Genomic DNA, 12,303 nt, shown 5'->3' on the forward strand with positions numbered 1-12,303 from the left:
TATGATATATGGATTTGCACTAATAACAATAATAATTTTCACTGGATTATACTTCAGTAAAACTAATGGGTACAAATGGTTACTTCTTTTCTTTTTATTGTTGTTTAGTTCTATAATTAGTTTTACTAAATTTGTTGGCCCTTCAATTAATTACTTTGTATATGCTATTACTTTAGTTTTACTAATAATTATTTTTAGAGTTAATATTTCTAAAAGTCTGATAAAAACGTGGCCATTTTTACCGTTTTTTATTGCTTTAATATTTTCTTTATTATCATCAATTAATATTAATAGAAGTAAATACTTTATTTTAACTTATTTACTTGGAATATGCTGGTTTGTATTCTTTCGATCTTTAATAAAGAAAGATGAAAAGAATTTGGAGAAAATATCTTTATCCTCAGGCTTTCTATTATATATATGTATAGCCTTTAGCATATGGGATTATTTAAATTATGATAGTTTTATTGTTTTTATTGAACAAATTTTAAGTCCAACAGCAATTGAAGACTATAATTTATTCCATTTTTTCAATAGAGTCATAGGCATTGGTCTTTATCCCGGGATTAATGCTGCTTTGGTTTCAATGTTATATCTTATAGCAATTCCTTTATTTAAAAGTCATAAATTATTAAATACAATTACAGTTTTACTTGTAACTTGGGTTATTATTATGTCGGGAAATAGGGGGATTCTTCTATTATGGGTTTTTTCTTTAAGTATTCTTTATATAGAGTTACTTATTAAATTAAGCATAGTGAAAAAAATAGTAATTATTCTATTCACAATATTATTTATTATATTAATAATTTTGTTTAGTGGATATGGATCCTTTAATAGTGAAAAACTAGTTGGATTAAATAGATTATTTACATCTGAAAATAATGCTAGTATTGATTCTAGATTTAGTATCTATCAAGAAGCATTTTCCATGTGGAAAGAAAACAAGATGATAGGTATAGGAATAGATAATTTTGTTGCAAGAGCAGAATTAAGAGGTGGGGTTGGAATATTATCAGAGGTAACACAAGTACACAATATTTATTTGCAGATACTTGTTGAAACTGGAATTTTAGGTGCCCTTTTCTTTTTAGTTTTACTAATCAATTTTATAGTTACTGATATTAGACTTCTAAAAAATTATGGATTAAATAATGAATATACCGGCTATTTATTGGCTAATATGATATTTTTATTTAATGGCCTTTCAGCAAATCCATTATATAACAGTCAATTATTTTTAATGTTTTTATTAATAAGAGGGATTATATCTGGAATAAATAAAAATAAATTATCTAATTTCAAACCTAATGAATTATTGTTAAGGAATTAAGGATATATATGAAGAAAGAAATCAGGTTAAATACAATTGTTGAGTTATTCACAAAAGCAGTTAATTTTTTAATGACTGTAATAATTAGTAGGATATTTGGTCCTGAGGCACTTGGGATAATTTCTACGTCTCAGGCTATTACCGGTTATATTACCTTAGTTGGTGATTTTGGAACAAATAATGAAGCTATTCGGAGAATTTCAAAAAGTGAGAGGGATGTCTCAGAAGTTTTTAGTATTATATTTTATTGGAGATTAATATTAGCATCTTTTTTAATTATCGGTATCGTATATTACTATGTAATCTTTGGTTCTCTTGATAAAATCCTATTATTCTATATTTTAATCTCACTTATTGGCTTCTTTATTCCTAGTTATATTTTTATTGGATTAACTAAATACAAATATAATGCCATAATTAATTTTCTAATAACTATTATTTCATTATCTCTTTTTCTTTTATTACTAAGTTTTAAACATTCTATAATTTTTTATCCAGTCTCTTTAATGACCAGTACTTTTATAGGAATGATAATTTCTTTAGTTTTCTATTTTAAAATAGCCAGAATGCAGTTTGTATCAAGATCTAAACTGTTTAACTTTATTAAAAAGTCCTTTTATTTAGGTCTGACTATTATTTTCGCAAGAATTTATTACGATTTTGATATTATCTTGTTAGGATTTTTAACATCTAAAATACAATTAGGATTGTATTCTAGTGCATTTAAATTAATACAAATGCTTTGGTTTATACCTACTTTATATACAACCTATGCATTACCCTATACCACAAGAATGATACAATCAAACATCAATAATATACCTAACTACATTATAAAGGTGATAAATAATATATCTTTATTTATTTTGCCAATTTGTACATTAGGTTATTTTTATTCAGGTGATATTTTGTCTATGTTTTTTGGTAATGAATTTGACAAGGGTGGACCTATTCTAACTATATTAATATTCTCTTTTTACTTAATGTTTTGCAAGACAGTTTTTGGTAATTTACTAATTGCATTAAGAAAGGAAAAATTCCTTTTTAAGGTATCAATAGTGGGCTCATTCATAAATATATGTTTAAATTTATTATTGATACCTGTGATTGGAATTTTGGGGTCGGCATTAACTACTCTAATTACCGAAGTAATTCTTTTTATAATCGAATATATTACAATTAAAAGGAGCTTTAAAGTTAGAATTATTTCGTTAAATATTACGAAGATATTTATAGGAATTACCTTAATGTTTCTTTTTTTACTATTTATAAAAGTTGGAGTCTTCCTCGGAATTATATTAGGGTGTACTTTTTATTTAGTTATATTATTGATTTTAAAAGAAGATTGTATAAAACAATATAAAGATAAAATATATACAGGAGTGAAATAATATGAATAAATCGGTTATTGTAAATAAGTCATGTGCCCTAAAAGGAAATATAGAAGTGTCTGGAGCTAAAAACTCGATATTACCAATAATATGTGCGAGTTTATTAACAGATGATGTAGTGGAATTGAGTAATGTTCCAGATTTAAATGATGTTCATGTATTAATAGGTATCTTGGAAGACTTAGGTAAGCGATCAATGTTTGAGAAGGATAAATTAACCTTATATCCTACTGATGAGCTAAATATCAATATTCCTATATTTATTTCGGAAACAGCAAGTAAAATACGTTATTCAATCTTAATATTAGGAGCATTACTAGCAAAGGGACACGAAGTTAGTTTACCTTTACCTGGTGGGTGTAGTTTTTCTGAACGACCAATTGATATTCATTTAGAGGGTCTACGAAAGCTTGGCGCGACAATAGAAGAACATCCAAATAAAATAATTGCAAAGTCAGATAGGCTAAAAGGTGCGCATATAAAGCTAAGATTCCCTTCTGTAGGTGCAACTGAAAATCTAGTAATTGCTTCAACCCTAGCCCAAGGTGTAACAATTATAGAGAATGCTGCCAGGGAACCAGAAATAGAAGACTTAATTAATTTTTTAAATAGCTTAGGAGCAAAAATTGAAATAGAAGAACCTGGTAAAATAAAAATAATAGGTGTCGAAAGTCTAATAAAAAAACAAAGTATTAAACATAAAATAATTCCAGATAGAATAGAAGCAGCGACATTCATTATTTTAGGTGCAATTGCTGCGGAAGATTTTATAACAATAAAAAAAATGAATGTTACTCACAATTTAGCATTTCTAAACTTATTGCAAAAGATTGGTGTCAAATTTGAAATTATTAATAATAGTACACTTAAGGTTTATAAATCTACAAACCTAATTGGTACAAAAATTGAAACAGATATATACCCATCAATTGCAACGGATATTCAGCCATTACTAGCTGTTTTATTAACACAAGCAAAGGGTGAAAGTACAATTATAGATTCTATTTATCCTTCTAGATTTCAATATATAAAATATTTAAATCTAATGGGTGCTAATATTCAGTATTTGGATAGTTCAGAGGGGATAAAAATTATTGGAGAGACAAAATTGTATGGCCATAAAGTATTATCTACTGATTTAAGGGGAGGAGCTGCGGTATTGCTCGCGGGTATCCTTGCTGAAAATACAACAATTATAGAAAATAGTTATCAGATATTTAGAGGATATTCAGACTTAGAAAATAAGCTTTTGGGATTAAATGTAAGACTTGGTAATTCCTCTGATAAAATATTACAAATGATCTAGTATTGTAAATTAATATAGGAAGATAAGTGTTCAGTTGAAAAATAGTACTATGTATTTGGAAAAGATTTGATTTTCCGAAAATTCTTATTTAGGAATGAAGATAATGATTGGAAAATATATAAGGAAAATAATAAAAAAGACAATTAAATACGTGTTAGAATTTATAGCATTATTTCTAAATATTAAAAGTAGAACTGTTGTTTGTAGCTATTCATATATTTATGAAATAAAAAGGTTATACTCTGTTGAACTAAAAGGAAATATTAATACAAGAATACTGTTTAAAAACTTTTTTGGTTTTTCCTTTATTCCAAAGGAATACTATGATGCGTTAGAGATTTCAAAAGTTGAATCTGGTATTATGGATAGGTCAAAAAAATTATATGAAACCAAAGAAATTCTAAGTAGTGAAATAATTAAATATGCCCATGCATTAGACAAAGGGTTAAGAATGCCATATAAGAGAGAGATTTTTGGCAGGGAAAAGAGTAAAGAATTAGAAAAACTCTTATTAATATGGAATGATAAATTCCCACAACAACATCCGATATATATATGGGCGAAAAATATTTTAATTGAGTATTGGAATGACCAGAAAATTTCAAAAAAATCGGGAGTTTTTTGTGAGGGAGAACATAATGCATAATGGAGAAATGCTTAATAAAATTAAAAATAGAAGAAGTATTAGGAATTGGTTACCTCAATCTATACCTAATGAAAAAATAGAAATAATAATTGAGGCTGCTAGATGGGCTCCTTCAAGCTGCAATAGACAAAGTACACGTTTTCTAGTAATAACAAATCCTTCTGATAAAGAATTAGTTACTGAAGTAAGTACAGGTGGAAAGGGATTTGCAAATTATGCTCCTTGTATGATTATTGTATTATCAGACATCCGGATTTACAACCTTCCATATGAGAGAAATCTAGCTTTTATCGATGGTGCTTTGGCTTGTCAAAATTTGATGCTTCAAGCAGATACAGAAGGATTGGGGACTTGTTATTTAAATTGGGCTTTAGAAGAACCAATAAAAGAGCAAGTATTATATAAACATTTCAATATACCACATTACATGATAATCATAGGAGTAATACCAATAGGTTATCCGGATTATTCAATTCCAGTAAAAGTATCTGAAAGAAAGCCTATTAAGGAGCTTATAATAAAAGACAAATTTTAAATTAGTATTTTAAAGGGGGCAATTGAACTTTGAAAGGAATCATTCTTGCAGGTGGAAGCGGTACACGTCTCTATCCATTAACTATGGTGACAAGTAAACAGTTGTTACCGATATATGACAAACCAATGATCTTTTATCCTTTATCAACATTAATGTTAGCAGGAATTCGAGATATACTGATCATTTCTACTCCGGAGGATACTCCCCGCTTTGAGGCATTGTTAGGGGATGGATCTCAATTTGGTATTAATCTTGAATATAAAATACAGGAGAGGCCGGATGGATTAGCCCAAGCATTTTTAATTGGGGAAGAATTTATAGGTAATGATTCAGTTGCAATGATTTTAGGAGATAATATATATTACGGGAGTGGTATGCGGAAAATTCTCCAACAAGCGGCCCAAAAGAAAATCGGGGCAACTGTTTTTGGATATCATGTATTAGATCCTGAGAGGTTTGGTGTTGTTGAATTTGATAAAAACGGAAAGGTTTTAAGTGTTGAAGAAAAGCCAAAAATTCCAAAGTCAAATTATGCAGTAACTGGTTTATACTTTTATGACAATCGGATTATTGATATTGCAAAAAATGTAAAACCATCTGTACGTGGAGAACTAGAAATCACTTCTGTAAATGAAGCTTATTTGCGTATGGGAGAGCTTGATGTAGAATTACTTGGTCGTGGTTTTACATGGTTGGATACTGGAACACACCAAAGTTTAGTAGAGGCAACTAACTTTGTTAAAACAGTTGAGGAGCATCAGGGAATTAAAATTGCAGCACCTGAAGAGATTGCTTATATTAATGGATGGATTGGAAAAGGTGAATTATTTGAATCGGGAGAGAAATTCTCAAAGACAGGTTATGGACAATATCTATTAAGAGTAGCTAATGGTAGCATAAAGTACTAATTAGAGGTGAATAAGTTGAATGTAATAGAAACCTCCTTATCAGGAGTAAAGATTATTGAGCCGAATGTTTTCGGGGATCATCGCGGTTGGTTTATGGAAACATACAATGAGGCAAATTTTAAAGAAGCTGGAATTGATATAAAATTTGTTCAAGATAATCAGTCGTTTTCTGCAGCAAAGGGAACATTAAGAGGATTACATTATCAATTAAACCCTAAGGCACAAACTAAGCTTGTTCGATGTACAACAGGAGCTATTTTTGATGTTGCTGTTGATATTAGAAAAGGAAGCCCAACGTTTGGTAATTGGTTTGGAGTCGAGCTTAGTGCAGTGAATAAAAAACAATTATTAATTCCAAAAGGTTTTGCACATGGTTTTATGACCTTGACAGAAGATGTTGAAGTTCAATACAAAGTTGATGAACTTTATGCACCAGAGTGTGATGGAGGAATTATATGGAATGACCCTGCTATTGGAATTGAATGGCCGCTGGATATTACACCTGTATTATCATCAAAAGATGAAAAGGCACCATTATTGGCGGACGTTGATAATAACTTTGTCATTGGAGAGTAAATGATGAAAATTTTAGTAACCGGTTTTACAGGACAGTTGGGGTTTGATGTTGTTCGTGAAGGCTTAATACGAGGATTTGAAATGGTAGGGGTTGGCTCTAAGGATTTGGACATAACAGATGAAAAAGCAGTTTATCAATACGTAAAAGACTTGAATCCTGATGCCATCGTTCATTGTGCGGCATATACAGCAGTGGATAAAGCGGAAGATGATAGAGAAGACTGTTGGAATGTAAACGTTAAGGGAACAACGTATTTAGCAAATGCCTCAAAAGAAGTCAATACGAAGTTTATATATATCAGTTCGGATTATGTCTTTGATGGTGAAGGAGAAAGTCCTTTTGTTGAAACTGATCAAGCAAATCCCATTGGATATTATGGGAAAACTAAATTTGAAGCGGAAAAAGTTGTGCAGTCTCTTTTAACAGACTGGTTCATAGTTCGGATATCTTGGGTTTTTGGAATAAATGGTAATAATTTTGTTAAAACGATGCTTCGTTTAGCTGAAACGCGAGATGAATTAAATGTTGTTGGTGATCAATTTGGTTCTCCTACGAATACGTTCGATTTGTCACGTCTATTATTAGATTTGATTCAATCAGAAAAGTATGGAATTTACCATGCAACGAATGAGGGCTTTTGTAGTTGGGCAGACTTTGCAAAAGAAATCTATCATCTTGCGGGGGATAAAATAAAGGTAAATGCAATCCCTACAGAAGATTACCCCACAAGAGCGGTGCGTCCAAAAAACTCACGTATGTCCAAGCAAAAATTAGTCGACAATGGTTTTAAACCATTACCTTCCTGGCAAGACTCATTAGATCGGTACCTAAAGGCATTAAAACAAGAGGTGAAATAATGGTAAAGAAAAGGATTCTAGTAACAGGCGGAGCAGGTTTCATTGGTGGGAACTTTGTTCAATATATGGTGAACAAGTATCCACAGTATGATATTTATAATTTAGATTTATTAACCTATGCTGGTGATTTAACTAAGCATCGTGATATTGAAAAGAAAAGCAATTATTATTTTATCAAGGCGGACATTGCTGATCGTGTGGAAATCATTTCACTTTTTGAGAAAGAGAAATTTGATTATGTGGCTCATTTTGCAGCTGAAAGTCATGTAGACCGCTCGATCACTGAGCCTGAAGTCTTTGTTCGTACAAATGTGTTAGGTACACAGGTCCTTTTAGATGCGGCAAAACAAATTGGAGTAACAAAATTTGTACATGTTTCTACGGATGAAGTATATGGTGAACTTGACTTTGACCCGAATACATTTTTTACGGAGGAAACACCATTGCAACCTAATAGTCCATACAGCGCGAGCAAGGCATCTTCGGACTTCTTAGTACGTGCATATCACGAAACATTTGGATTGCCAGTCAATATTACTCGTTGCTCAAATAACTACGGACCTTTCCACTTTCCAGAAAAGTTGATACCATTAACTATTTCTCGTGTTCTGAATGAGGAGAAGATACCGGTATATGGTGACGGTAAAAATATCCGTGATTGGTTGCATGTACTCGATCACTGTGCTGCCATCGATCTAGTCTTACATGAAGGTATAAATGGTGAAGTTTATAATGTTGGTGGACATAATGAACGAACTAATTTAGATGTGGTAAAAACTATTATTAGAACATTAGGGAAATCAGAAGAACTAATAGAATTTGTTACTGACCGTTTAGGACATGACAAGCGCTACGCAATAGATCCAACAAAACTAGAAAATTTAGGTTGGAAACCAACTTACACATTTGAAACAGGAATTGCTCAAACTATTGAGTGGTATTTGGATAACAAGTGGTGGTGGGAGCAAATTATTAGTGGGGAATACCAGAACTATTTTAAAAGGCAGTATACGTTATAGTTGATTTGTTGTTTCCTAGAACTCGTTTTCACTTTTTGTGGAAACGGGTTCCTTTCTGTCAATGAATTTGGTGGATAGATTACCGATAAATTAAATGGAGTTTCTCCATGTCTACAAAAGTTAGCTTATTGTGGTTATTTATTAAAAGATAGAGGTTTAACAGATGAACAATCAAAATTCACCTTCCATACAATCCCACAATACCAATTCAAATGTTAAAAGATTTGGACTGAATTGTTGTTTAGCATATTGAAGAAGTAGTCCAGCACTTAGAAGGACAAGAAATACTATCTTTTACCCCTGTATCCGTCAAGTAGAATTAAACCCTAACTTAACTTCAAATAATCATCTCTTATTTCTGGTTCGCCACAAAAGGACTTCCGATATACTATTGGCCACGAGTAGTCAAACGGGCTCTTGAAATTGCAGCGGCAGATGAACATAATGTGCTTATGAGCGGCCCACAAGGATGTGGAAAAAGCCTGCTTGCGGAAACTTTTATTTCTATATTACCTGCCATAACAAATCGGGCACAGCTAGAAGTAATGGGTTTATATCAGTTATCAGGGTAAAGTAAAAGATTATATCAAAATGCCCCATACCGACATCCACACCACTCTGCCCTCAGTCGCCATAATTGAAGGTGGCTCAACACCGAGGCCAGGAAGAGGCTAGGTGGCTTCTTTCTTTTGACTTTTTCTATGCATTCATACATCATGTGAAGGTACGTTAGTATTGGAGACCCATCAAAGCTCGGACACCACTTATTCTTATCGGGTGTATGATTATGACCGTAAGGATACCCGGGGGGAATTTGCGGGAACTTTATTTAGAAAAAGCGATGAAGGTACTACGGTTCCGAAACAGGATACGCTAAGTATGTCTACTGTGGAGTGGGATGGGACACAGTTGATTCTTCCTGTCAGTTTTGGGCCATTTGAATTAGATGGGGGTTGTGAAATAATCGTTTCTCATACCTAAAATATTAGTAGTCATCTTTTTCATTCGTTATGAAAACTAAGTCCCCCGTATAATGAAAGAAGCCTAAAGCTTTATCATAATACGGGGGGGCTTTATTGTGAATTAATCATGCAATTGAATAACGTATTTAACCTAGAAGTTTAATAGGACTACCAATTATCCGACAAATTCCAATTAGACCTACTCTATATTTACATACGAGACTTAATGTAAAAATTAATAGTCCAAAGGTCTAATTTGTAATTATTAAAGGGAATTTTGACCTATTATTTTCAAGGAATTTATGGTATAAAATAGATACATAGTTCGTACGATAAGGGCAAAACCATTGAAAGATGGTGGCGCAAAGCTATAGGGGCTAAGGTTTTATAAACTAGGCCAGCCAGATACCGAATATGATCACCTTCCGACGAATTATGAAATAAAAAATAGGAGGGTACCTATGTTTATTTTTATTGCAGGTATATTTGTTGGTTCTTTTGCTATGCTCATTACTATGAGCCTCATGTTTGCTGCGAAAAATGGGGACAAACAGATTCAAGCATTTTATAAAGGAAAAGCATACTAAACAATTTCTATAGAGAAAAAACATCCTTTCTGTGAAGGATGTTTTTTTATAAGTATTAAAGAAGGCCATTTTTTTATTAAACCTTTTCAAAAGTGAGTAGAGATTAGCTCATTTATTTTATCTTGATCAATCACTATTTGATAGTTGTTCGCCTTTAAAATATCATCATACATCCTTTTTCCAACACCAGGTATTTGATGATATTCTAATTGTTTATTTGGTTCAAAGTCCTTTGCTGAGAGGCCGAGACTTAACATATCGGAAGTTGTCATATTGCTTGCAATAATAAAATCAGGGATGGAATTTACTAGTGAAGGTAAATTATTGATATTACTAGGGCTAAGGGCTTTCTTAGCAATACCTTTTAATGCTTCCTCTTGAAGTTTTTGACGACCATACTCTCCATTTTTAAGAGAATAGCGCTCGTGGACAACCTCTGCCACCATTTTTCCGTCTAAAGCATGCGTACCCTTACCTATTACTCTATTTTTGTTTTCACTATACCAAGGATGCGTTAATTTAACATCAAAAGGTACATTCATATCAATCCCACCAACCGCATCAACCATCGCTTGAAAGCCTCCATAATTGGTTTCTACGTAATAATTGATAGGAACACCAGTTAATTCCCCAACAGCTTTGACAGCCGCTTCTACCCCTTTTTTTGCCCCTTTGGTTGCCTGCATAATATATTGAACACTCGTAATTTTCGTATAACCATAGCCATCTAAATGGACCCGCGTGTCACGCGGAATGCTAATTGCATCATATTCATGCTTAGTTAAATTAACATGAACAAGCATCATTGAATCAGAATGCCCTATATTTTGACCCTTTCTTTCATCTGAACCTATTAATAACAAATTAAATACTGGTTCTTTTACTTCTACATCCTCACTGGTCAGTTGTTTACTATTCCCAGAACTTACAACCGGTACGGATTTAAAATGGTTTTTTGGTTGTAATTGATAGAATTCGTATCCTAGGCCTGCAATGACGAGTAAGACAATACCCAGAAAGCTGAACCCTGCAATTTTCCACTTGTTTTTACTCTTTTTTTTCATCTTTTCCTCCGATATTAGTAGAGAGCATTCTCTAAATTAAAATAGGTTTATAGTCATGGAGTAATTTTACTATTCTTGGATAATGTATTCAATATTAATTATTGGAAGAAATACGTTATTTGTCGGAAATATGTATTTATGGTTAAAGTGAAGTTTCAAAAGGTGTTGGTGAACTCAGAAGAATTATAAAAAATGACGGAAAGCAATTAGAAACCCTTATTGAAATAAGTATTAAAGCCGGAATGAAAGTTGAAACTGTTATTAGTGATGCAGCCTATTCTGAAAAAGGCGACTTAAAGTTCACATTTACGAATTTTAAAGTCGTCTTTTTTGTAGATCGTTAGAAACTTTTGAAAACCGAAGGTTTTTCTGTGCCCTCCTAGTTAGAGGTGGGGTTTTTTATGTTTACTTAAGTTCCAACCTCCAAAGTAGATTATATCAATTCCAGCGCACTGTCACACCCCACTATGAGAAAATCCCCTTCACACAAAGGTGGAGGGGATTCTTACTTGTATGTTCATATTAATCATATGTATGAATATGTTAATATATAATAAAAAAGTACTATTTTTTGGGGGATTTATGAAAAAACTTACATGTATAATATTATCAGTGATTTTAGTATTTAGTATATTCAATTTTTCAGTAAAGAATGTTCATGCCGAGGACGATGTTACAAAAGTTAATCGTTTTTATTCTGCTGATACTGTTGTTTCTGGAACAACTACACCAGACACTCGAGTAAAAAGTGAAGCTTTTACTGCTAGGTCAAATAGCCAAGGGATTTTTAAATTATTTGTTGGTGATCACAAAGCTGATACAACCTTTACCTTAGACACATATAATTCGAACGGTGATTTAATAGAGACTGATGAGGTGTATGTACTAATTGCATCACTCGACGCCGGTTTTACAATACACTTTACTGATCCTTATAAAGACTTTGGTGAATTCCCATATAAAAGGCGCAGGGCATTAATAGAGTATAAAGCTAGTAAAGGTGTATTTGCTAATCTAAAAGTGTACCACTTTTGATGAAACGCTAGCCAAAAAATTGACCACCTCGAAATACTTTCCTGTATTCTAATAATTGTCGAGATTATTAGCAGCAGGAGGAA

At 32.2% G+C, this 12,303-nt stretch carries 13 protein-coding genes, 1 pseudogene and 1 riboswitch; of the genes and pseudogenes, 13 read left to right on the top strand and 1 reads right to left on the bottom strand.

Annotated elements, in window-relative coordinates; genetic code table 11:
* The first annotated feature begins 1 nt into the window (after position 1).
* The 12 genes and pseudogenes from RCG22_RS16910 (at position 2) to RCG22_RS16965 (ending at position 10,121) form a co-directional block, all read left to right on the top strand.
* Positions 2-1,333 carry an O-antigen ligase family protein gene (locus tag RCG22_RS16910; protein ID WP_308103873.1) on the top strand — a complete coding sequence of 444 codons (1,332 nt, stop codon included), beginning with the start codon at positions 2-4 and terminating at the stop codon, positions 1,331-1,333.
* A gap of 8 nt (positions 1,334-1,341) precedes the next feature.
* Complete coding sequence (locus RCG22_RS16915; RefSeq protein ID WP_308103874.1) at positions 1,342-2,724, top strand: flippase; 1,383 nt, start codon at positions 1,342-1,344, stop codon at positions 2,722-2,724.
* Position 2,725: 1 nt separating this feature from the next.
* Positions 2,726-4,030: a UDP-N-acetylglucosamine 1-carboxyvinyltransferase gene (gene murA / locus RCG22_RS16920; protein ID WP_308103875.1), complete on the top strand. Its 1,305-nt coding sequence runs from the start codon at positions 2,726-2,728 to the stop codon at positions 4,028-4,030.
* A 94-nt stretch (positions 4,031-4,124) separates the two neighbouring features.
* A complete protein-coding gene (locus tag RCG22_RS16925) occupies positions 4,125-4,676 on the top strand; it encodes a hypothetical protein (RefSeq protein ID WP_308103876.1) in 552 nt (183 codons plus the stop codon).
* A complete protein-coding gene (locus tag RCG22_RS16930; protein ID WP_308103877.1) occupies positions 4,669-5,211 on the top strand; it encodes a nitroreductase family protein in 543 nt (180 codons plus the stop codon). The genes RCG22_RS16925 and RCG22_RS16930 overlap by 8 nt, the downstream gene beginning before the upstream one ends.
* A gap of 29 nt (positions 5,212-5,240) precedes the next feature.
* The gene (rfbA, locus tag RCG22_RS16935; protein WP_308103878.1) at positions 5,241-6,119 is read left to right on the top strand and encodes a glucose-1-phosphate thymidylyltransferase RfbA; all 879 of its coding nucleotides are present in this window, start codon (positions 5,241-5,243) and stop codon (positions 6,117-6,119) included.
* Between the two features lie 15 nt (positions 6,120-6,134).
* Complete coding sequence (gene rfbC / locus RCG22_RS16940) at positions 6,135-6,695, top strand: dTDP-4-dehydrorhamnose 3,5-epimerase (RefSeq protein WP_308103879.1); 561 nt, start codon at positions 6,135-6,137, stop codon at positions 6,693-6,695.
* Positions 6,696-6,698: 3 nt separating this feature from the next.
* On the top strand, positions 6,699-7,553 hold the full coding sequence (gene rfbD, locus RCG22_RS16945; RefSeq protein WP_308107193.1) for a dTDP-4-dehydrorhamnose reductase: 855 nt from the start codon (positions 6,699-6,701) through the stop codon (positions 7,551-7,553).
* Positions 7,553-8,572, top strand: coding sequence for a dTDP-glucose 4,6-dehydratase (rfbB, locus tag RCG22_RS16950; protein ID WP_308103880.1), 1,020 nt, complete (start codon positions 7,553-7,555; stop codon positions 8,570-8,572). The genes rfbD and rfbB overlap by 1 nt, the downstream gene beginning before the upstream one ends.
* A 452-nt stretch (positions 8,573-9,024) precedes the next feature.
* Positions 9,025-9,144 carry an ATP-binding protein gene (locus RCG22_RS16955; RefSeq protein ID WP_308103881.1) on the top strand — a complete coding sequence of 40 codons (120 nt, stop codon included), beginning with the start codon at positions 9,025-9,027 and terminating at the stop codon, positions 9,142-9,144.
* Positions 9,145-9,277: 133 nt separating this feature from the next.
* A pseudogene (locus tag RCG22_RS16960) lies at positions 9,278-9,553 on the top strand (hypothetical protein); the annotation flags it as partial.
* Between the two features lie 308 nt (positions 9,554-9,861).
* Positions 9,862-9,947: riboswitch (cyclic di-GMP riboswitch) on the top strand.
* Positions 9,948-9,995: 48 nt separating this feature from the next.
* The gene (locus RCG22_RS16965; RefSeq protein WP_308103883.1) at positions 9,996-10,121 is read left to right on the top strand and encodes a DUF3789 domain-containing protein; all 126 of its coding nucleotides are present in this window, start codon (positions 9,996-9,998) and stop codon (positions 10,119-10,121) included.
* Positions 10,122-10,207: 86 nt separating this feature from the next.
* On the opposite strand, the gene RCG22_RS16970 is transcribed toward RCG22_RS16965, so the two are convergent.
* Positions 10,208-11,185 (bottom strand): LCP family protein, encoded by a 978-nt coding sequence (locus RCG22_RS16970; protein ID WP_308103884.1) that lies wholly within the window; start codon positions 11,183-11,185, stop codon positions 10,208-10,210.
* A gap of 534 nt (positions 11,186-11,719) precedes the next feature.
* Between RCG22_RS16970 and RCG22_RS16975 the strand changes: the two genes are divergently transcribed.
* Positions 11,720-12,220: a hypothetical protein gene (locus RCG22_RS16975; protein WP_308103885.1), complete on the top strand. Its 501-nt coding sequence runs from the start codon at positions 11,720-11,722 to the stop codon at positions 12,218-12,220.
* Positions 12,221-12,303: the final 83 nt, after the last annotated feature.

Source organism: Neobacillus nitrireducens (genome assembly GCF_030915405.1).
Classification (GTDB): Bacteria; Bacillota; Bacilli; order Bacillales; family Cytobacillaceae; genus Neobacillus.

What these genes read in the sequence shown, in the direction of transcription:
- rfbB (WP_308103880.1), top strand. Translation starts at nt 7,553, where the DNA reads ATGGTAAAGAAAAGGATTCTAGTAACAGGCGGAGCAGGTTTCATTGGT.
- RCG22_RS16910 (WP_308103873.1), top strand. Translation starts at nt 2, where the DNA reads ATGATATATGGATTTGCACTAATAACAATAATAATTTTCACTGGATTA.
- RCG22_RS16955 (WP_308103881.1), top strand. Translation starts at nt 9,025, where the DNA reads ATGAGCGGCCCACAAGGATGTGGAAAAAGCCTGCTTGCGGAAACTTTT.
- RCG22_RS16915 (WP_308103874.1), top strand. Translation starts at nt 1,342, where the DNA reads ATGAAGAAAGAAATCAGGTTAAATACAATTGTTGAGTTATTCACAAAA.
- rfbD (WP_308107193.1), top strand. Translation starts at nt 6,699, where the DNA reads ATGAAAATTTTAGTAACCGGTTTTACAGGACAGTTGGGGTTTGATGTT.
- RCG22_RS16965 (WP_308103883.1), top strand. Translation starts at nt 9,996, where the DNA reads ATGTTTATTTTTATTGCAGGTATATTTGTTGGTTCTTTTGCTATGCTC.
- RCG22_RS16970 (WP_308103884.1), bottom strand. Translation starts at nt 11,185, where the DNA reads ATGAAAAAAAAGAGTAAAAACAAGTGGAAAATTGCAGGGTTCAGCTTT.
- murA (WP_308103875.1), top strand. Translation starts at nt 2,726, where the DNA reads ATGAATAAATCGGTTATTGTAAATAAGTCATGTGCCCTAAAAGGAAAT.
- RCG22_RS16930 (WP_308103877.1), top strand. Translation starts at nt 4,669, where the DNA reads ATGCATAATGGAGAAATGCTTAATAAAATTAAAAATAGAAGAAGTATT.
- RCG22_RS16975 (WP_308103885.1), top strand. Translation starts at nt 11,720, where the DNA reads ATGAATATGTTAATATATAATAAAAAAGTACTATTTTTTGGGGGATTT.
- RCG22_RS16925 (WP_308103876.1), top strand. Translation starts at nt 4,125, where the DNA reads ATGAAGATAATGATTGGAAAATATATAAGGAAAATAATAAAAAAGACA.